The organism is Thiohalocapsa halophila (genome assembly GCF_016583825.1).
GTDB lineage: Bacteria > Pseudomonadota > Gammaproteobacteria > Chromatiales > Chromatiaceae > Thiohalocapsa > Thiohalocapsa halophila.
Window position 1 is genome coordinate 13,499 of sequence record NZ_NRRV01000004.1, and the last position, 19,793, is coordinate 33,291.

A 19,793-nucleotide genomic window follows, 5' to 3' on the forward strand; every position below is an offset into this window, starting at 1 on the left:
TCTGTGCTTGCTGTCCAGCGTTATCTCCTCGGATTGTACGCCATTGCTGCGGGCGAACCCCGATCGGGCGTCCGAGGGGGCGCCGGATGCAGGCGTGAGCCCTGCGGCGCGCGCCCAAAACGCAGCGCCTGCGCAACGGATATTCGCCGATTGGCCTGCAATTTGATCTCCATCAGGCTCCGCGGTTGCGGTGGCGAGAGGGAAAACATCAGAATATTCGGGCTTTCCGATGGGTGCCCCGGCCGCAGTCAGCCACCAGCTGTGCGGTGGCGGGGTTGAACGGGAAGCCGGTTCAACGCGGTCGGCGGTGCGCGAAACACCGCACTCCGCCACGCGTGATGCCGGCGCTGCCCCCGCAACGGTAGGCGAGTTTAGCCGCGACGACATGCCACTGTGGCCTTGGGGCCGCGGGAAGGTGTCGCGGTCGGGGACGCATTCAGCCGCAGCGCTCGGTTTTCCACCTGGGCGCGGCGCTGCGCTCCGCACTCGTGAGCCCGGATACCGGCCCCTCGGATGCTCGCGGCGTCGCGGAGGGCGGGGTCGGCGTGCCGGTGCCGCTCGTGTGCCCGCCGCAGCAATCGCCTGAGCCCGCTTCCGCGGGCCAGCGGCCTGCGCGACCTGCCTCGTCCATCGTCCACGCCGCCTGCTGCCTCTCGGCGCTTGTATTCACCGAATCCCCAGCGGGTGCGCGGGGAGTCGAGAGGCATTCCATGACACAACCAGCACACAGAGGCCCGCGGCAGCGCCGTCGCGGCGCTCCGCTCCTGGCAGCATCGCTGCTGTCCTTGACCACGGCCAGCCAAGGAGCCAACACCGATCCCGCCGCCGAGGGCGGCTTGGCCGAAGACGTGAGCGAGGTGGACCCCGTGGTGGTCACGGCCACCCGCACCGCCGAGACGGCGGATGCCACCCTGGTCCCCGTGAGCGTCGTCACCCGCGAGGAGATCGAGCGCACCCAGGCGCGCAGCACCATCGACGTGCTGCGCGGGCTGCCGGGCCTGTCCATTGCGAGCTTCGGCGGCCCCGGGCGGGTGTCGAGCCTGTATCTGCGCGGCGCCAACCCGAACCAGATCCTGTTCCTGGTGGACGGCATCAAGGTGGGCTCCGCTACCACGGGGCAGACCGAGTTTCAGAACCTGCCGGTGGACCAGATCGAGCGCATCGAGGTGGTGCGCGGCCCGCGCTCCAGCCTCTACGGCTCCGAGGCGGCCGGCGGCGTGGTGCAGGTCTTCACCCGCCGCGGCGGCGGGCCGCTCAGGACCTTCGGCAGCCTCACCGCCGGGCGCTACCAGACCGCGGGCATCGCCGGCGGCATCCGCGGCGGCGGCGAGCAGGGTCGCTTCAGCGTTTCCGGCAACTTCGACCAGAGCCAAGGCTTTGATGCCTGTGCCGGGCGCGGCGCCCCCTACTTCGACGGCTGCGGCACCGACGAGCCGGATGCCGACGGCTATACGAACTACGGCGTCAGCGCCAGTGCCGGCTACGACATCTCCGAGCGCATGAGTATCGACGCCAACTTTCTGCGCGCCGAGACCGACGTGGACTACGACGGCGCCTTCCAGAACGAGGCCCGGAACCTGCAGCAAGTCGCGGGCGTGAATCTGCGCCTGCGCCCGCTGGATTATTGGGACGTCAAGCTGGCCGCAGGGCGCAGCTGGGACGAGCAGCGCAACTTCAACGACGGCGACTTTGCGAGCCGCTTCGACACCCGCCGCGACAGCCTGAGCTTGCAGAACGATGTCGCCGTGGGCGCCAATCATCTGGTCACCGTCGGCGTCGACTACCAAGAAGACAGCGTCACCAGCGACGTGGACTATGCCGTGAGCGCGCGGGACAATATCGGCGTCTTCGGCGAGTATCAGGCCTGGCTCGGCCCCGTCGGGGTCAAGGCGAGCCTGCGCCACGACGACAACGAGCAGTTCGGCGGTCACACCACCGGCGACCTGGTGCTGGGCTACGACATCACGCCGGACCTGCGCGTCACCGCCGCCTATGGCACCGCCTTCACGGCACCCACCTTCAACGACCTCTATTTTCCTGGGGATGCGTTCTTTGCCGGCGGCAACCCCGACCTGGAGCCGGAGGAGTCGCGCAGCGCCGAGCTGGGGCTTGCCGGGCGCACCGGGCCCATGGACTGGTCGCTCAATGTCTACGAGACCCGCATCGACGACCTCATCACCCTGGTGCCGCCCACCTTCGCCGCCGAGAACATCGACGCAGCGCGTATCCGCGGCCTTGAGGCCGTGACCGTCGGCCGCCTGCTGGGCACCGACATCCGGGCCAACCTGACCCTGCTCGACCCGCGCAATGAAGCCGACGGGCCGGACGACGGCAATCTGCTCGCCCGGCGCCCGGAGCAGACCTTTCGACTGGACCTGGACCGGAGCTTCGACAAGGTCGGCGTCGGGGCGACTGTCTTCGTCGCCGGGCGGCGCTTCGACGACCCGGCCAACAACGTGCGGCTGGACGGCTATGGCCTGCTGGACCTGCGCGCGTCCTACGCGGTGAGCGAGTCGGTGCAAATCCAGGCGCGCCTGGAGAACGTCTTCGACGAGGACTACGAGACCGTGGCCTTCTACAATCAGCCTGGGCGTGGGCTGTATGTGACGCTTAGGTATACGCCTTAGGGAGGGGCTGAGGGCTGAGGGCTGAGGCCGGAGTTGATGCCTCGTTCCTCGCTCTGGGCACCTCGACCCTCGAACCCAGTCCCTAGACCCTGGAACCTAGCCCCTTCTTCCATGCATACCTTGATTTTGGGCGGCGTGCGCTCTGGTAAGAGTCGCCTCGCCGAGCGCTTGGCGCGCGAGTCGGGCCTGGCGGTCACCTATATCGCCACCGCCAACGCCTCCGATGAGGAGATGGTCGCGCGCATCGCCGCGCACCGCGAGCGTCGGCCGGCGGACTGGCGGCTGGTGGAGGAGCCACTGGCGCTGGCGGACAGCCTGCGCCGCGAGGCCGCCGCCGGGCGCTGTGTGCTGGTGGAATGTCTCACGTTGTGGCTCAGCAATCTGCTCTGGGCCGATGACGATGCGCTGCTGGCCCGGGAGCTGGCGGCGCTGCCGGAGCTGTTGCCGGACCTACCGGGGCGGCTCATCTTCGTCGGCAACGAGACCAACCTGGGCGTGATCCCCATGAACGCGCTGGCGCGGCGCTACTGCGACCTCGCCGGCGTCCTGCACCAACAGCTGGCGGCGCGTTGCCAAGCCGTCTACTTCACCGCCGCCGGCCTGCCGTTGGCGCTCAAGGGGCCGCCGCTACAAGGAGATTCACAATGACTGAAGACTGGCTTCGGGCACCGGCAGCGCTGCCCGACGCGGATTCGGCCGAGCTCGCTGCCGCCCATCAGGGCCGGCTCACCAAGCCCGCCGGCGCCCTTGGCGGGCTCGAGACCTTGGCGGTGCGCTTGGCGGGCTTGCAGCGCCGCTCGCAGCCGGCGGCGGATCGGGTCTGGATCACGGTCTTCGCCGCCGACCACGGCGTGGCGGCGGCCGGCGTCTCCGCCTTTCCCCAGGCCGTCACGGCACAGATGGTGGCCAACATGGCCGCCGGCGGCGCCGCTATCTCGGTGCTGGCGCAGGCCCTCGGCGCCGAGCTGGAGCTGGTCAATCTGGGCACGGTCGCGGAGGTGCCGGCGCACCCGCGGGTGCGCGATGCGCTCATCGCCCCGGGCACCGCCGACTTTACCCAGGGCCCGGCCATGGCCGATGCCGAGCTGGCCGAGGCCTTGGCGGCCGGCGCCGATGCGGTGGCGCGCGCGCAGGCACAGGGCGCCGACCTTTTTATCGGCGGCGAGATGGGGATCGGCAACACTACGGCGGCAACGGCGGTGGCCTGTGCCCTGCTGGATGCGCGGCCGGCGGAATTGGTCGGCCCGGGCACTGGCCTCGATGCCGCCGGCGTCGAGCGCAAGGCGGCCGTCATCGAGCAGGCCCTGGCGCTGCATGCCGGGCGGCTCGCCGATCCCGCGGCGGCGCTGGCCTGTGTCGGCGGCTTCGAGATCGCGGCGCTCACGGGCGCCTATGTCGCCTGCGCACAGCGCGGTCTCCCGGTGCTGGTGGACGGCTTCATCAGCACTGCCGCGGCCCTGGTGGCGGCGCGGCTCTGTGCGGGGGCCGAGGCCTGGCTGCTGCTCTCGCACCGCTCCGCCGAGCCCGGGCATGCGGCGATGTTGGCAGCGCTGGGCGGCCCGACGCTGCTCGATCTCGGCATGCGCCTGGGCGAGGGCAGTGGGGCGGCCACGGCTGTGCCCCTGCTGCGCCTTGCCTGTGCGCTGCACAACGAGATGGCGACCTTTGCGCAGGCCGGCGTCGCCGCCGGGCGCTGATGTGGACGCAGCGGTGGGCACGGAGCAGCGGCAATGAGCAGCGCGGCTAAGTTGTCACGCTGTGTGGACCTGTTGCGCCATGGCGAGGCCGCCGGTGGCGCCTGCTTCCGCGGCAGCCGCGATGATCCGCTGACTCCGGCGGGCTGGGCGCAGCTGGAGGTCGCCACGGCAGTGGACGCGGCCGCCGGCGCTTGGGATCGGGTGCTTTGCTCGCCGGCGCAGCGCTGTGCGGCCTTTGCAGACGTGCTCGGCGCGCGGCTCGGGGTGCCGGTGACGGCGCTGCCGGCTCTGCGGGAGCGGCACTTCGGCGCCTGGGAAGGGCAGGCGGCGGCCAGGCTGCCAGCGGCGGACCTCGCGGCCTTCTGGAGCGATCCGGCGGGCTTCACGCCGCCGGGCGCCGAGCCGCTGCGCGACTTCCGTGCGCGTGTCGCCTCGGGCTGGCAAGAAGTGATGACCCTGACCTTGAGCCATCGCCAGCCGCTGGTGGTCACCCACGGCGGCGTCGTGCGCGCCATCCTCGGCGAGGTGCTGGGGCTCGCGGACGCATCCCTGCTGCTGCTGGAAGTGCCGCACGCCTGCCGCACCCGCATCCGTCTACCGGAGCCGCAAGCCGGCGGGCTGCCAAGCCTGGTGGCTCATGGCTGCTGACGCTGGGTGCTCCCACCGCTGCGCGCAAGTCGGTCGAGCGCCGAGGCACAGCCCGGGCAGACGCAGTGGCGCGTGCGCGGCAAGCGCTCGCAATCGAACAGCCGCAGGGTGAGCACGCTGTCCTCCAGCTCCATCCAGCCGTGCCGCGTGTCCACGCGCTTGCAGCTACTGCAGATGTCGATCTGGCGTTGATCGCTCGGGTGGCGGGCGTCCAGCAAGTCCTGGGTCGTGCGGCGCTGGATACCGCGGATCTGGCTGCGAAACTCGATCTCCCGGGCGTCGTGGCAATAGAGCATCTCCATCTGCATGTGGCGACGGCAATCCGGGGCGTCGCAGCGATACGGGAAGCGGAAAGGGCCGGCGCCGTCGCGCAACCGGGCCATCAGCAAGCCGTAGAGGTAGCGCAGCTGCGGGTCCGAGATGCTCGCCATCAGCGGTTGGCCCAGGACTTCGGCGGCGGTGACCGGCCAATCGTTTTCCGCCGCGAAGTCCAGCCAGGCGCTATTCACATAGCAGATGCGTCCGCGGGTATCCACGCGATGTACGAAGATGCGGGGGTCGATCTGCTGGAACAGCTGCATATGGGGTTTGCACCAGTGGTCGGCGGGTCCTCGGCATCGGCGGTTGGGCTTTGTCAAAGATAGCGCAAATGGGTCGGCTACTGCCGGAGTACGACGCCCGTAGTCGGCCGTTGTGCTGGCACCCACGGCTGGATGCAGAGTCGGGATCTGCCCTGTATCGCGTGAGTGCTGGGACGTTGCGGCCCCGGGCTGCTAGCCTGTTGGCGAGACGATGCCGGGGACACAGCAGATAGGGGCAGGCGATGGCGGAGCGGTTAGACAGGGGAGCACGGCGGCCCTCGGCTGCGGCGCAGGAGCGGTCTGCTGCGCCGGCACCGGATGTCGCATCAAGCGCCCCCGCCGGTCTCACGCCGGACGATTATGCCGGTCTCGCGCAGCGCCTGGGGCGCTCGCGCCTGCGCCAGCGGCTCAATACCCAGATCTACCACGTCGCCGGTGACGCCCATCAGGACGCGATCCTGTTCGGACTCTCCCGCATGCTCGACATCGACCTGCTCGCGGAGCGCACGGCACGCCTGCTGGGCATCCATCGCTGGGGCTACCGCAACTTCATGGATCTGCGCCTGGTGGAGCACCGCCTCGCGCACCCGCGGCTGCCGCCGGCATTGGCGGGCCTGCGGGTGCTACAGCTGAGCGATCTGCATCTGGACCTGGATCCGGCGCTGGGCGCAGTGCTGCGTGAGCGTCTGGCGGGGGTCGAGTACGACGTGGCCGTCATCACCGGCGACTTCCGCAACACCACCGACGCCGACCACGGCCCGTCGGTGACGGAGACGCTGACACTGCTGAGCGCATTGCGCCCGCCGGTCTATGCCGTGCTCGGCAACCACGATTTCATCGAGATCGTGCCGCCGCTGGAGCGCGCCGGGCTGCGCTTCCTGCTGAACGAGGTCGTCACTGTGCCGTTCCAGGGCGCCGAGCTGTACCTCGGCGGCGTGGACGACCCGCACTTCTACCGCACCCACGACCTCGCCGGCGTGCGCGATGCGATTCCGGACACGGGCTTCTCGCTGCTGCTCTGCCATTCACCGGAGACCTACCGTGAAGTCGCGGGTTACGGCTTCGATGCCATGCTCTCGGGGCATACCCACGGCGGGCAGATCTGCCTGCCCGGCGGCCGCGCCCTGGTGTCCGTCTGCGATGCGCCCAAGCCCATGCAGGCCGGCGCCTGGCAGTACCGCGAGCTTCGGGGCTACACCTCGGTCGGCACGGGCTCCTGCGGTGTGCCCCTGCGCTACTTCTGCCCGCCGGAGATCACCCTGCACCATCTGGTGGGGGCCTGACCCGGTAGCGCTGGGGCCGGCAACGCCGGTCGCAGCCCAGAGTCGCCAGCGTGGTCGTGATCGAATCCGCTGCGAACACAACAGGCGCGGCCAGAAAGGACCACGAGCAGACCCGTCGCCAGGCATGCGCGAGACGCGCGGCTCCGGGGCCCGGGTACGGCGTCGATCGGCCCGCTGCTTGCTTGCCGGAGAGCGGTGGGGCTGCTACCGTGCGCCGCGGACCCACCGGCAGTCGATGTTGCCCAGAAGGAGCTCCGATGGCCACCAGCCTGCTCGCCCTACTCGACGATATCGCCACCGTCCTGGACGACGTGGCCGTGCTCACCAAGGTCGCCGCGCGCAAGACCTCTGGACTGCTCGGTGACGACCTCGCCGTGAATGCCGAGCAGGTGACCGGCGTGCGCGCCCAGCGCGAGATTCCGGTGGTGTGGGCGGTGTTCAAAGGCTCGCTACTGAACAAGGTCATCCTGGTGCCGGCGGCCCTGTTGCTGAGCGTCATCGCACCCTGGCTGCTGACGCCGCTGCTGATGGCGGGCGGGCTGTTCCTGAGCTACGAGGGCTTCGAGAAGCTTTCGCACAAGTATCTGCACCCGCAAGACGACAGCGACCGGCACCAGGAGCTGGCCGATGCGCTGGCGGATCCCGACGTGGATCTGGCAAAGCTCGAGCGCGATAAGGTCAGGGGCGCCATCCGCACGGATTTCGTGCTCTCGGCGGAGATCGTCGTCATCACCCTGGGCATTGTCGCCACGGCGCCGCTGCCGATGCGCATCGCGGTGCTGGCGGGCATCGCGCTGCTGATGACCGTCGGCGTCTACGGTCTCGTGGCCGGCATCGTCAAGCTCGACGACGCTGGACTCTATCTCTCCAAGCGCGAAGGCGAGGGCCTCTGGCGCGAGCTTCAGCACCATGCCGGGCGCGCCATCCTGATTGCCACACCCTACCTCATGAAGGCCCTGTCCGTGCTCGGCATGATTGCCATGTTCCTGGTGGGCGGCGGCATCCTGGTGCACGGGATTCCGGCGCTGCACCACGGTGTCGAGCATCTCTCCCATGTCGTGCACGGCATGCCCGCGCTGGAGGGCCTGCTGGGGGTGCTGGCCAACGGCGCGGTCGGCGTCGCCGCCGGTGCCGCCACCCTCGCGGCGGTGACCTATGTCGGGCGCTTGCGCGCCGCGACGACCTGATCACAGAGCATCAGCGGCGGTAGATGCGCCGAGCCTCGTGGTGACTGTGCTGTTGGATGCCTGGCGGGCCTTGCTGCTCGCCGGGCGTTTTCTCACCCGTTGGCCCTTCCCGGCGGCGGTGGACGCGCCGCCCACCCTTTATGGCCGCGCAGCGCCCTTTTATCCGCTCATCGGCCTACTGCTCGGAGCCGCGCTGGCGGGCGTGGCCCTGCTGGGCCGTGCGCTCGGGCTGGCGGAGGGTGCCGGCATTGCGATGCTCGCCCTGCTGGTGCTGCTGGTCTGGGTCTGGTCGACGGGGGCGCTGCATCTCGACGGTCTTGCCGATTGTGCCGATGCCTGGGTCGGCGGCCTAGGCAGCCGCGAGCGCACCTTCGCCATTATGAAAGACCCGCACATCGGCACCATGGGCGTCGTGGTGCTGGTGCTGGTGCTGCTCGGGAAGCTGGTGGCGCTGGCGGTGGTGCTGGATGCCGGCGCTGCGGGGGAGGGAGCCGGAGCGGCTGCGGGCATTGGGGTGCTGCTGGGCGCGCCGCTGCTGGCGCGGGCGCAGATCCTGTGGCTTGCGCTCACCACGCCGCCGGCGCGGCCGCAGGGCCTGGGTGCCGCACTGGGTGCGCACCTGCCGCGGCGTGCGGCCTGGCTTGCCGCCGGGTTGGGCACTGGCGCCGCGCTCGTCGGCATCGGCAGTACCGGACTGGCGGCGGCAGCCATGGCCGCCGTCGCCGCGGGCTGGGTGCTGCTCGGTTGGCGGCGGTCGTTGATGCGCCGGCTGGGCGGCTATACGGGCGACGGCGTCGGTACCTTGATTGAGCTGACCGAGACCCTGGTCCTCGTCGCCGTCGGCTTGGCGCTGGCTGCGGGCGCCGATGCGCCGTCGCCACCATGACAGTTTGATTACGCTAGACTCTGGTCTTAGTCGACTGTGCAGGTGGGCAATGGCGCCCTCGCGCCCCCGCTGTCAGCGCAGGCGTTCTGCCCATCATGGTTGCGGAGCAGGCGGATGGCCGAGCCCTTATCATCCGAGATCCAACAGGATCCGCCTGCTGCGGTGAAGGCCATCCCGGCTCCGGAGCCACCGCCGCCGCGGCTGGACGAGTTTACGCGGCTGCGCGAGCGGCTGGCGGATCTGCAGGCGCTCTCGCGCGCGCAAGAAGAGCAGTGGTCGCAGCTCGCCAACCGCTTGGCGGCCTTGGAGCAGGCGCAAGCGCCGGACTCCGATCTCGGCGAGCGCCTGGAGGCGCTGTCGGCGCAGGTGCAGGCACTGTGCGACGCCCTGCCGGCGGCGTCCGAGCAGGCGCAAGCGCCGGACCCCCTCGACGCCTTCGAGCTGGTAGCCGCCAATGACGCGGAATTGGAAGCCACCGCGCTGGAGCGGCGTATCGGCGAGCTCGCCGCGGCTTTGGAAGGCCGCGTGGACGCCCTGCAGGCGCAGGTGACGGCCGCCCGGACCTATGCCCGCCGGCAGGCGGAGACCCAGCGCGCCTGGAACGATGCACGCCGGCGGCGCTGGGTGCTGGGCCTGGGTGTGCCCCTGGCGGCGCTACTGGCGGCGGTGGCCCTGCTGGCGGCGGGCGCCTGGTGGCAAGTGGAGCGCCACGCCCGGGCGCTGGATCGCGAGTTGGCGGCGCAGGACGCACAGGCGCGCAGCGCGCGCCGAGCAGCGCACGCGCAGCTGGATGAGCGCCTGGCAGCGCTGCGCCAGGAGCTCATCCGCTTGGAGCGTGACGATGCCGCGTCGCTGGAGCGCCAGCAGCAGATGCTGGAGGCGCGGGCGAGCAACGCGCTCATCGGTGATGTGCTGGCGCGGCTGCGGCGGCTGGAGCACACCGGGGCGGAATCGACGCCGGCATCTGCTCGGACACCGGATGGGGGCCTAGCTGCGCCTAATGGTGCTGCCGCGGCGGCGGGCGCGGAAGACTCGGCAGTGCCGGGCGAGCCTGCAGCGGCGAGCAATGCCACGGCTGCCGACTCCGCGACGGCGCCCTGGATGATCCAGCTCATTGGCTATCGGGAGGTCGCGCGGTTGCGGGCATTCGCGGCCGAGCAGGGCTTGACCGAGACCGCCGACAGTGGGCCGCGGGCCTGGATGTCCAGCGGCCGTTGGCGTGGCGCGCCATGGTACACCCTCTATTGGGGCGGCTTCGGCGACCGCGGCGACGCGGCACAGGCACTGGCGGCACTGCCGCCGACGCTGGCCGGACTGGAGCCCATTCTGCGGCGCGTTCCACCGGAGCTCAATCTGGAGCCCGTTGCGGCGCCGGTGTCCGCGCCCAAGGCGCGCTGAATCGGCTCCAGGCTGGCTGCGGCGCGCGCCCGCTCGGTTAGGGCCGCGCTGCGATCTGCTCCATGGCGGCCTCGTAGCGTGCGCCCAGCTCATCGCGCAGCCCCGCCTCCTTGGCACCGGCGCAGCCGCCCATCTCGCGCAGCCGGGTTAGGAAGTCATCGCGCATGCGCTCCCGGGCAGCGCGGTAATAGCCTTCGGGGAAGAGATCGTCCAGCACGTCCAGCACGGTCATCCGAAAGCGGCTCGCGAGCTCTTTGTTGAGGTTCTCGGTGCGCCGGCCGGACTGGTCGTTGCGGCAGCGCGCGTTGTAGAGGTCGAGCTCGAAGGCGGCCTCGACGGCCGTGATCAACAGCGCGCGATCCTCGTCGGTGAGGAATTCGTCTTCAATGGCGAGCGCGGCCGGTGCCAGGCAGCCCAGCAGCGACGCGAGTGCAAGCGCGAGCCAGGCAGCGCGGGTCGGGGCGTGCCATAGCGGCGGGGTGCCGCCGCCGGTAGCCAGGACCTCCAGGGTGAAGGGCATGCGCACGGTGCTCAACTGCGCCCGTAGACGGGTACGGCGGCGCCGCTCACGCAGCGGGCTGCCGGCGAGGCGAGGAAGAGCATCACATCGGCGAGGGCGTCCGTCGGCACCCAGGTATCGTGATCCTTGTCCGGCATGGCCGCGCGGTTCTGCGGCGTGTCGACGGTGCCGGGTAGGATGCAGTTGACATTGATGTCGAGCTGCTTGGTCTCCGCCGCCAGGCTCTCGGTCAGCGACACCACCGCCGCCTTGGCTGCACAATAAGGCCCCATGTGGCCCTGGCCCTGCAGGGCGGCTCGGGCGGCGACGTTGACGATGCGGCCATAGCCGGCGCTGCGCATGAGCGGCAGCACGGCGCGGACCATGTGAAACACCGAGCGTGCGTTCAGGTCCATCATCTGGTCCCAGGTGGCGTCGTCGGTTACCTCCAGCGTCGGGCCCATGGCGAAGCCGCCGGCGACGTTGGCGAGGAAGTCGATGCGCCCGAAGCGCTCCTGCACGGCGTTGACGGTGCCCTGCACGGAGGCCGGGTCGAGCAGGTCCACGCTGAAGCTCGCGGCCTCGGTACCATCGGGCAGCTGGCCCACCAACTGGGCCATGGCCTCGGCATCGCGGTCCAGCAGGGCGATGCTCGCACCCGTTTGTGCCAGCTTCTGGCACAGGGCCGTGCCCAGGTTGCCGGCGGCGCCGGTGACCACGGCGACTTGGCCTTGGATTTCGCTCATTGGGTTGGTCTCCTGACAAAGGGTGGCGTTGCACTCGGAGCCCAGACAACTGAGGGCGCGGCGGGCTCGCGTAAAGCATTCGCCGCCTCGGCATTGGCTGCGCCGGCTGTGCTGGCCCGCGCGATGCGGCGGCCAAGCACAACTTGTATGATAACCCCCATGACGCAAGCCCACACCGCTCGAACGGTTGTTGCAGGCGCTCGGGGTGCGGCTGCCGCGGCCGCACGCCGGCGTGGCGCACCCGCGTGCCGCGGCCTGCGCCCCGGCGGCAGGGTTGCGCCTTGCTGATGGAATGGCTCTTTCTGCTGCTGCCGGTCGCTGCCGCGAGCGGTTGGTGGCTGGCCCGCCGCGGCCCGCGGCACACCTGCGCCGAATCCGAGCGCGAGCCGGTGTTCTTCCGCGGCCTCAACTATCTGCTGAACGAGCAGCCGGACAAGGCCATCGATGTCTTCCTGAAGCTCGCCGAAGTCGACAGCGAGACGGTGGAGACGCACTTGGCGCTGGGGGCCTTGTTCCGCCGCCGCGGCGAGGTGGACCGTGCCATCCGCATCCACCAGAACCTGGTGGCACGCCAGAGCCTCGGCGACGCCCAGCGCGGCTTCGCGCTGTATGAGCTCGGTCGGGACTATATGCTCGCCGGGCTGTTCGACCGCGCCGAGAGCTTGTTCAAGGAGCTGGTGGAGCGCCAGCTGCTACAAGCGCGGGCGCTGCGGGCCTTGATCGAAATCTACCAGGCGGAAAAGGAATGGCCGAGATGCTTGGAAACCGCCGAGGCGCTGCAGCGCATCAGCGACGAGCCGCTGCGCACCGAGATCGCCCAGTACCATTGCGAGCTCGCCGAGCAGTGTCTGCGCGACGGCAAGGCGGACCGCGCCCGCTCGCACTTGCTCGATGCCCAGTCCGTGGATCCGGATTGTATTCGCGCGAGCCTGGTGCAGGCGCGCATGGAGCTCAGGGCCGGCGACGTCGAGACCGCAGCGCTGTTGTACCGGCGCGTGGCGCAGCGCGGCCCCCGCTACCTGCCGGCGATGCTGCCGGGACTCATGGAGTGCTGGCAGCGACTCGGCCGGGAGTCCGTCACCGCGGAGCTGCGTGCCCTGTTCGAGCAGCACCCCTCGCCGCCGCTGATGCTTCGGCTCTGCGACGCCATCGAGGCCGAGCGCGGGGTCGCCGCAGCGCGGGAGTTCCTGGTGCGCTACCTCAGCGGCCATGCCGACCTGTCCGGTGCCGAGCGGCTGCTCGCCCTGCGCCGGCGCGTGCAACAGCCGCCGTCGGCGGAGGACGAGGTGCTGCTGGAGGTCATCGCCCGCCAGCTCGCGGCCCAGCCCGGCTATCAATGCGATCATTGCGGCTTCGAGGCACGCGAGCTCCACTGGCAGTGCCCGAGCTGCAAGCGCTGGGGCAGCATCAAGACGGTCGAGCCCGAGCCCATCGCCGCGGCGGCGGTGTTGCGCCAGCGCCAGATTGCCTGACCTCCCGGGGGCGAGCGAGTTGACCAAACAACGCCGGCGCAGCGCCGGGGCCGGTGGCCCCGCATTCACAAACAGGACGCGGCAGCCATGAGCAGCGAGCCCACCGATCCCCGCATCATCGTCGCGCTGGACTTCCCCGACAGCGCCGCGGCGCAGGCCCTGCTGGAGCGCTTGGACCCGGCCCGATGCCGGGTCAAGATCGGCAAGGAGCTCTTCACCCGCGGCGGTCCCGCGCTGGTGACCCGAGCCGTCGACGCGGGCTTCGCGGTGTTCCTGGACCTTAAGTTCCATGACATTCCAAACACGGTCGCCGGCGCCTGCGCCGCCGCCGCGGACCTGGGGGTGTGGATGGTCAATGTGCATGCCCAGGGCGGGTCCGCCATGCTGTCGGCGGCCCGCGAATGCCTCGCCCGGCGCCGCGAGCGCCCGCTGCTGGTCGCCGTGACCGTCCTCACCAGCCTGGGGGCCGAAGACCTCGCCGCCATCGGCTGCCCGGGCACACCCGGCGAGCGTGTGCTCGACTTGGCCGGGCTCGCCCAGGCCGCGGGGCTCGACGGGGTGGTCTGCTCGCCGCAGGAGGCCGCCGCGCTGCGGACGCGCTTCGGCGCGGGCTTCCGGCTGGTGACGCCCGGCGTGCGCCCGGCGCGGGCGGCCGCAGAGGACCAGAAGCGCATCATGACCCCCGCCGACGCTGTTGCCGCCGGCGCGGATTACTTGGTGGTGGGGCGGCCCATCACTGCGGCGCCGGAGCCGGCCGCGGCGCTCGCCGCCATCGCCGCCGAGGTCGGCGGCTGAGTCCGCGGCTTGCGCCGGCGCGGCACGCCGTCGCCCGGTCCCGTTTCTTCGAGAAGAGCAACACAGAGCAGGAGTCGATATGGCGAAAATCCGCAAAGCCGTCTTCCCGGTGGCGGGTCTCGGAACGCGTTTTCTGCCCGCCACCAAGGCGAGCCCGAAAGAGATGCTGCCGGTGGTGGACAAGCCGCTGATCCAATATGCCGCCGAGGAGGCCGAGGCGGGCGGTGCCGAGCACCTGATCTTCATCACCGGCCGGCACAAACGCTCCATCGAGGACCACTTCGACAAGAACTACGAGCTGGAGACCGAGCTCAAGGAGGCCGGCAAGGACAAGCTGCTCAAGCTGGTGCAAAACGTCCTGCCCGAGCACGTAGATTGCATCTTCCTGCGCCAGCCGGAGGCCTTGGGGCTCGGGCATGCGGTGCTCTGCGCCAAATCCGTGGTGGGCAACGAGCCCTTCGCCATCATCCTCGCCGACGATCTGATCCGAAACGACGCCAAGGGCGTGGTGGAGCAGATGGCCGAGGTCTACGAGCGCACGGGCGCCAGCGTGCTCTGCGTACAGGAGGTCCCGCCGAGCGAGACCGACAAGTACGGCATCGTCGCCACCGAGCAGCAAGCCGACGGCAGCTTGCGGGTGATGTCGATGGTGGAGAAGCCCAAGCCGGGCGATGCCCCGTCCAATTTGGCCGTGGTGGGGCGCTACCTGCTGAGTCCGACCATTTTCGAGAAGCTGGAGCAGACCCGCCCCGGGGCCGGCGGCGAGATCCAGCTCACCGATGCCATCGCGGCGCTGCTGGAGGAGGAGCCGGTGGTGGCCTATCCCTTCGAAGGCAAGCGCTACGACTGCGGCAGCAAAGAAGGCTACTTGGAAGCCACGGTGGAGTACGCCCTAGCACATGCGGACCTAGGCGAGTCGTTCCGGGCTTATCTCAAGCAGCTGGCGCTGTGACATCCGCCCGGGTAGCGCCGCTGGGGTGCGGGGAGCGGCAGGGACACGCCGCCGCGCGCCCGGATTAGGCGGCTGCCAGGCTGGTGAAGGTGGACAAGCGATTGCGCCCGGCGCGCTTGCTGGCATACAGGGCTTGGTCGGCGTTGCGCAGCAGGTCTTCCACATTGCCCGCTGCCACTGGGAGTGTCGCCAGGCCGATGCTGACACTGATGCCGACGCGGCCTGCTTTCGCCACCTCCAGCGGTGACTCGGCGATGCGGTTGAGGATGCGCTCGCCGGCTCTGCGGGCGGCGGTTTCCGGTGCCGATGGCAGTAGTACGATAAATTCATCGCCGCCGTAGCGCGCGACCACATCGTTGCCGCGCACCGAATCCCGGATGGCGTTGGCGACGGCGCGGATGGCGAGATTGCCCGTGTCGTGCCCGTAGTGATCGTTGATGGCCTTGAGGTTGTCGATGTCGATCATCAGCACCGACAACGGCTCGTCACCGCCCTGAGCCAGGCGCTGGTGCCTGCTCAACGCCTGATCGAAGGCGCGCATATTGCTCAAGCCCGTGAGTGCGTCGGTGTCGGCGAGCTGCTCTACATAGGCGCGCGCGAAGCCCAGGTCCGCCGCCAGCAGCGAGGTGACATAAGCCACCAGCACGAAGGGCGCAAAGCGCAGCATCAGCGAGCTGAAGATCTCGTAGCGGAAGATCTCGCTGCCGTCGACCGAGTGGGCGGCGAGGAGATAGAAGCTGGTGATGAGCCCGAGCTCCAATAAGGTGATCACCTTACCCAGGGTCAGGGCGCTGAAAATCACCACCAGCAGGAACAGGTTCAGCAGCGGACTGTCGACTTTGCCGGTATACCAGACGGCAATGGCCGTGAGCCCGAGCATGGCCCAGGTCTCGATGGTGAGCTTCCAGCGCGCCGGCAGCGTGAACAGGTTGGCGTAGCGGAAGCCGACGACGAAGATGGCGAAAACCGCCCCGGCGGCGATGATGGTGAGCGGCTGCTCCACCGGCTCGTCCGGCAGGGTCATGTAGACGAGGATCAGCACCAGCAGCAGCCATTCGATCTCCGCAAGGGTCCGGTTGAAGCCCTTGAGCTCGATGGTGCCGGCGCGTCGCCCCGTATCGCGCTGCGCTTTCATAGCGGCTTTGCGTCCGTTGTGGCTTGTTCCTGAGTGGCGACCCGCAGCTGCGTCGGCGCCGAGTGACTCTCATGCGGCTCAGCCGAGGAGGGCCTCTTCGAGCTGGTCGAGCTTCACGGCTTCCAGGTAGGCCTCCAGTGTTTGGCGGTCGACACCACTGCCCTCCACCTGGACCTGAATGCGTGTGCCGACCAACAGCAGGAGACGGCTGGTGCCGTCCTGGTGCATCTCCAGCACGCCGCGGTAGCCGTCATGGGTGTAAGGCGTTGTGCTTGGGCTCGCCTGCATCAGCGTGGTCAACATCGACAGCAGCGGCGAGTCCGCGGTAATGCTGACGCTGACGCTGGCGCCGTCGTCCTTGCGGTAGGTGCGCACGAGATTGGTGCCGGTGAACATGGCCGCGATGCCGCCGGCGTCGCTCACTGGGGCATCGGCGCTCCAGCCCGGGAGCGGCTCCGGCAGCAGCGCCAGCTGCTCGGCCTGCAATTGTTCCTGGATCTGGGCAATGGCGAATTGCAGGGCCTGGATGGCGACCTGCTCATCCCCGGCCGAATAGGCGCGCTTGGCGGCATCGATCTGGTCGGTGACATCGTCCGCGCGCGCAGGTGCAACGAGGAGTGCCAACGCGGCCAAGACGAACAAGAGGCGTGTCATGCGGGCGGCTCCGTTTGGTCGGGCGCGGGCTCGGCCGCGGGTGCAGCGGGTGTCCCGCCAACCATCCTCAGTCTACTGTATTGCCACCGGGCCAACGATGCCGCCGAGCGAGCGGGGTATGCGGCTTTGCGAAGTTGTGAGCCGGGTCCGTTTTCGCCACCGTCAGTAGAGGAGTCGCGAGAGCTTGGCGCGGTAGGTGGTAACCAGCGGATCATCGCCCAGCAGGTCGAAGATCATCACGATGCCCTTGCGGGCGGCGTCGTCGCCATAGCCGCGGTCATGGCGCATGAGCGTGAGCAGGTTATCGAGGGCGGCCTGATAGTCGCCGGCCAGGACTTGCTGCGCCGCCAGGCCGTAGCGCGCGGCACTGTCCTTTGGGTCGGCGGCCAGGCGGGCTTCGCACGCCGCCGGGTCGGGGGCCTCGGCCGCGGCTGCGGCGAAGGCCAGCTGGCCGCGGAGCTGGGCGACGGCCGGGTCGTTGGCGAGCTCCAGCGGCGTGTGCTCCAACATGTCGGCGGCGGCATCGTAGTCGCCGCGGGCCAGCGCGAGCCGAACCTCGGCGGGGAATAACCGGTTGTCGTCCGGGGCCTCGGCGCGCACCTCGGCGAGCAGCGACGCCGCGGCATCCAGCTCGCCCCGAGTCATGTGCTCGGTGGCGGCGGCGATGCGCTGGTCGGTCGCGCTCTCGATGTGGCGGGAGAGAAACTCACGGATCTGGCCTTCGGGAAGGGCGCCCATGAATTGATCCACCGGCCGGCCGTCCTTGAACAGCTGCACCGTGGGCAGGCTGCGAATGCCGAAGGCCGCCGCCAACGACTGCTCGGCCTCGGTGTCGACCTTGGCCAGCAGGAAAGCGCCGCCGAGCTCGTCGGCGAGCTTGGCGAGGATGGGCATCAACTGGCGGCAGGGGGCGCACCAGTCGGCCCAGAAGTCCACGAGGACGGGCCGCTGGCTCGAGCCGGCGATGACCACCTGCTCGAAGTCGGCTTCGGTGACATTGACCACATGGGGGGATTCGGCCATACGCAGCTCCGGAGGATTCTTTGGGGGGTGCTGACACCCGCGACGACGTTGGAAAATAATTGGTCACCCAGAATGATTCAAGCAGGCCCTGCCGCGAGGCGGCGGGCGCCGGGAGGAAACAGCATGGCCGAGCCCCTGCATCTGGTCTGCCCCCATTGTGACGCCGTGAACCGTGTGCCGGCCGCGCGGCTCGGCCAGGCGCCGGCGTGCGGCAAGTGCCACCGCCAGCTCTTCGACGGGCATCCGGCGGCACTGGACGAGGCGCGCTTCGAGCGCCATATCGCTCGCAGCGACATCCCCGTGCTCGTGGACTTCTGGGCGCCCTGGTGCGGCCCGTGCAAGATGATGGCGCCCGCCTTCGAGGCCGCCGCCGCGCGCCTGGAGCCGAGGGCACGGCTGGCGAAGGTCAACACAGAAGAAGCCCAGGGACTGGCCATGCGCTACGGCATCCGCTCCATCCCGACGCTGGCGGTCTTCCGCGGCGGGCGGGAACTGGGCCGCCAGGCGGGTGCCATGGATGCCGCGCAGCTGGTGAGCTGGGCGCAGTCTTACCTGTGACGCGCCGGGCGGGGCGCGGCACGGGCGCTCGGGGGCCAGCGCCCGAGCCGTCGCAGTGGCCGCCGTCCAGTGGCTGACATCCGCCGCGCCGCCTGCGCCGAGCTAAGGGTCGCCGGGCTAAGGGTCGCCGGGCTCTAACGGCTGTGAGCGAGACGCACGGCGCTGCTCACGGCGCCCGTACATGGACAGCATGCGGGGCATCCTTTACCATCTGCGCCGATGTCGCGTTGCGCATCGGCGTCGCCGACATGCGCCCCGTATCCACGCGGTTCCGTACGGTGACAGGCAGGACGGCCGACACCGCGCCCTCGCGTGTCCGCGAAACCTGCCTAGGTCTCCCGCCTAGGTCTGACGCCTAGATCTGCCCCCTAGGTCTGCCCGGAGGTCGTCTTGCGCCAACCCGCCGTATTGGTCCTGGAAGATGGCTCGGTCTTCCGCGGCGTCGCCATCGGCGCCTCCGGGCAGAGTGTCGGTGAAGTGGTCTTCAATACGGCCATGACCGGCTACCAGGAGATCCTCACGGACCCCTCCTACAGCCGCCAGCTGGTGACGCTCACCTACCCGCACATCGGCAACACGGGCGTCACCGACGAGGACGAAGAGTCCGCCGCCGTGCATGCTGCCGGGCTGGTAATCCGCGACCTGCCTGTGCGCACGAGCAACTGGCGGCGCCAGCAGGACCTGCCCGATTACCTGCGGGCCCAGGGCGTGCCCGGCATCGCCGACATCGACACGCGCCGGCTCACTCGGATTCTGCGCGAGAAGGGCGCCCAGAACGGCTGCCTACAGGCGGGGGAGGGGCTCGATGAGGCCGCTGCGCTGGCCGCGGCCCGCGCCTTCCCGGGGCTTGCCGGTATGGACCTGGCGCGCGCCGTGACCACGCCGGAGACCTACATCTGGACTGCCGGGCTCTGGTCCCTGGAGCTCGGCCAGGGCGCGCCGCGGGCCGTCGACGACCCGGCGCTCAAATACCACGTCGTCGCCTATGATTACGGCATCAAGCGCAACATCCTGCGCATGCTCGCCGCCCGCGGCTGCCGCATCACCGTGGTGCCTGCCGAAACGCCGGCCGCCGATGTGCTGGCGCTGCGCCCGAACGGCGTCTTCCTGAGCAACGGTCCGGGGGACCCGGAGCCCTGCGACTATGCCGTCAAGGCCATCCGCACCCTGATGGATGCGGAGATCCCGCTGTTCGGCATCTGCCTCGGCCACCAATTGCTCGGGCTCGCCTGCGGGGCACGCACCCTGAAGATGAAGTTCGGCCACCACGGCGCCAATCATCCGGTGCTGGAGCTCGCCACGGGCACGGTGATGATCTCCAGCCAGAACCACGGCTTTGCGGTGGACGAGGCGACACTGCCGACGGAAGTCATGGCGACCCACCGCTCGTTGTTCGACGGCTCCCTGCAGGGCATCCGCCATCGTGAGCGACCGGCGTTCAGCTTTCAGGGCCATCCCGAGGCGAGTCCGGGGCCGCACGACATGGCGCCCCTGTTCGACGGCTTCATCGCCGCCATGGCCGAGCGTGTTTGACGCCGACGCCTGATCCCGTCCGCGCCGGCACGGTGCCGCCGACAACCGCAACCCAGCCCATATCCGCCGCCGCAACGCCGGGTCGCGGCGGCAAGCGAAGAGATAGTCAAGCCAGCCGT

General features: G+C 69.8%; 19 protein-coding genes and 1 riboswitch. Of the genes, 13 read left to right on the forward strand and 6 right to left on the reverse strand.

Features of this window, described 5'->3' with window-relative positions:
* The first annotated feature begins 214 nt into the window (after positions 1-214).
* Positions 215-524: riboswitch (cobalamin riboswitch) on the forward strand.
* 261 nt (positions 525-785) lie between these two features.
* The 4 genes from btuB (at position 786) to CKO31_RS02590 (ending at position 4,972) form a co-directional block, all read left to right on the forward strand.
* Positions 786-2,627 (forward strand): TonB-dependent vitamin B12 receptor, encoded by a 1,842-nt coding sequence (btuB, locus tag CKO31_RS02575; RefSeq protein WP_242475100.1) that lies wholly within the window; start codon positions 786-788, stop codon positions 2,625-2,627.
* A 111-nt stretch (positions 2,628-2,738) separates the two neighbouring features.
* On the forward strand, positions 2,739-3,275 hold the full coding sequence (cobU, locus tag CKO31_RS02580; RefSeq protein WP_200233793.1) for a bifunctional adenosylcobinamide kinase/adenosylcobinamide-phosphate guanylyltransferase: 537 nt from the start codon (positions 2,739-2,741) through the stop codon (positions 3,273-3,275).
* A complete protein-coding gene (cobT, locus tag CKO31_RS02585) occupies positions 3,272-4,324 on the forward strand; it encodes a nicotinate-nucleotide--dimethylbenzimidazole phosphoribosyltransferase (protein WP_200233795.1) in 1,053 nt (350 codons plus the stop codon). The genes cobU and cobT overlap by 4 nt, the downstream gene beginning before the upstream one ends.
* Positions 4,325-4,357: 33 nt before the next feature.
* On the forward strand, positions 4,358-4,972 hold the full coding sequence (locus tag CKO31_RS02590; RefSeq protein ID WP_200233796.1) for a histidine phosphatase family protein: 615 nt from the start codon (positions 4,358-4,360) through the stop codon (positions 4,970-4,972).
* Here CKO31_RS02590 and CKO31_RS02595 read toward each other — a convergent pair.
* The gene (locus CKO31_RS02595) at positions 4,960-5,553 is read right to left on the reverse strand and encodes a PAS domain-containing protein (protein ID WP_200233797.1); all 594 of its coding nucleotides are present in this window, start codon (positions 5,551-5,553) and stop codon (positions 4,960-4,962) included. The genes CKO31_RS02590 and CKO31_RS02595 overlap by 13 nt on opposite strands.
* Positions 5,554-5,795: 242 nt before the next feature.
* Here CKO31_RS02595 and CKO31_RS02600 point away from each other — a divergent pair, with 242 nt between their 5' ends.
* From CKO31_RS02600 to CKO31_RS02615, 4 genes are all read left to right on the forward strand, one after another.
* Entirely contained in the window at positions 5,796-6,836 is a 1,041-nt protein-coding gene (locus CKO31_RS02600) for a metallophosphoesterase (RefSeq protein WP_200233799.1), read from the forward strand.
* A gap of 257 nt (positions 6,837-7,093) precedes the next feature.
* Positions 7,094-8,023, forward strand: a complete 930-nt coding sequence (locus CKO31_RS02605) for a DUF808 domain-containing protein (protein ID WP_200233800.1) — start codon at positions 7,094-7,096, stop codon at positions 8,021-8,023.
* 40 nt (positions 8,024-8,063) lie between these two features.
* Positions 8,064-8,909: an adenosylcobinamide-GDP ribazoletransferase gene (locus CKO31_RS02610; RefSeq protein ID WP_322789080.1), complete on the forward strand. Its 846-nt coding sequence runs from the start codon at positions 8,064-8,066 to the stop codon at positions 8,907-8,909.
* Positions 8,910-9,023: 114 nt separating this feature from the next.
* The gene (locus tag CKO31_RS02615; protein ID WP_200233804.1) at positions 9,024-10,307 is read left to right on the forward strand and encodes an SPOR domain-containing protein; all 1,284 of its coding nucleotides are present in this window, start codon (positions 9,024-9,026) and stop codon (positions 10,305-10,307) included.
* 37 nt (positions 10,308-10,344) lie between these two features.
* Here CKO31_RS02615 and CKO31_RS02620 read toward each other — a convergent pair whose 3' ends face one another.
* Both CKO31_RS02620 and CKO31_RS02625 read right to left on the reverse strand, forming a co-directional pair.
* The gene (locus CKO31_RS02620) at positions 10,345-10,827 is read right to left on the reverse strand and encodes a hypothetical protein (RefSeq protein WP_242475101.1); all 483 of its coding nucleotides are present in this window, start codon (positions 10,825-10,827) and stop codon (positions 10,345-10,347) included.
* A gap of 11 nt (positions 10,828-10,838) precedes the next feature.
* Entirely contained in the window at positions 10,839-11,552 is a 714-nt protein-coding gene (locus CKO31_RS02625; protein WP_200233808.1) for an SDR family oxidoreductase, read from the reverse strand.
* 287 nt (positions 11,553-11,839) lie between these two features.
* On the opposite strand from CKO31_RS02625, the gene lapB reads away from it, so the two are divergent.
* The 3 genes from lapB to galU all read left to right on the forward strand — a co-directional run bounded on the left by lapB (position 11,840) and on the right by galU (position 14,771).
* Complete coding sequence (lapB, locus tag CKO31_RS02630; RefSeq protein ID WP_306341699.1) at positions 11,840-13,024, forward strand: lipopolysaccharide assembly protein LapB; 1,185 nt, start codon at positions 11,840-11,842, stop codon at positions 13,022-13,024.
* Positions 13,025-13,111: 87 nt separating this feature from the next.
* Entirely contained in the window at positions 13,112-13,819 is a 708-nt protein-coding gene (gene pyrF, locus CKO31_RS02635; RefSeq protein ID WP_200233809.1) for an orotidine-5'-phosphate decarboxylase, read from the forward strand.
* Between the two features lie 79 nt (positions 13,820-13,898).
* On the forward strand, positions 13,899-14,771 hold the full coding sequence (galU, locus tag CKO31_RS02640) for a UTP--glucose-1-phosphate uridylyltransferase GalU (protein ID WP_200233810.1): 873 nt from the start codon (positions 13,899-13,901) through the stop codon (positions 14,769-14,771).
* Positions 14,772-14,835: 64 nt separating this feature from the next.
* Here the strand turns inward: galU and CKO31_RS02645 are convergent, their stop codons facing one another.
* The 3 genes from CKO31_RS02645 to trxA all read right to left on the reverse strand — a co-directional run bounded on the left by CKO31_RS02645 (position 14,836) and on the right by trxA (position 17,583).
* Positions 14,836-15,906 carry a GGDEF domain-containing protein gene (locus CKO31_RS02645; RefSeq protein ID WP_200233811.1) on the reverse strand — a complete coding sequence of 357 codons (1,071 nt, stop codon included), beginning with the start codon at positions 15,904-15,906 and terminating at the stop codon, positions 14,836-14,838.
* A 78-nt stretch (positions 15,907-15,984) separates the two neighbouring features.
* On the reverse strand, positions 15,985-16,560 hold the full coding sequence (locus tag CKO31_RS02650) for a hypothetical protein (RefSeq protein WP_200233812.1): 576 nt from the start codon (positions 16,558-16,560) through the stop codon (positions 15,985-15,987).
* A 162-nt stretch (positions 16,561-16,722) separates the two neighbouring features.
* Positions 16,723-17,583, reverse strand: a complete 861-nt coding sequence (trxA, locus tag CKO31_RS02655) for a thioredoxin (protein ID WP_200233814.1) — start codon at positions 17,581-17,583, stop codon at positions 16,723-16,725.
* A gap of 123 nt (positions 17,584-17,706) precedes the next feature.
* Here trxA and trxC point away from each other — a divergent pair, with 123 nt between their 5' ends.
* Together trxC and carA are read left to right on the forward strand one after the other, a co-directional pair.
* Positions 17,707-18,141 (forward strand): thioredoxin TrxC, encoded by a 435-nt coding sequence (gene trxC, locus CKO31_RS02660; protein WP_200233816.1) that lies wholly within the window; start codon positions 17,707-17,709, stop codon positions 18,139-18,141.
* A 390-nt stretch (positions 18,142-18,531) separates the two neighbouring features.
* Entirely contained in the window at positions 18,532-19,674 is a 1,143-nt protein-coding gene (carA, locus tag CKO31_RS02665; protein WP_200233819.1) for a glutamine-hydrolyzing carbamoyl-phosphate synthase small subunit, read from the forward strand.
* The last annotated feature ends 119 nt before the right edge of the window (positions 19,675-19,793 follow it).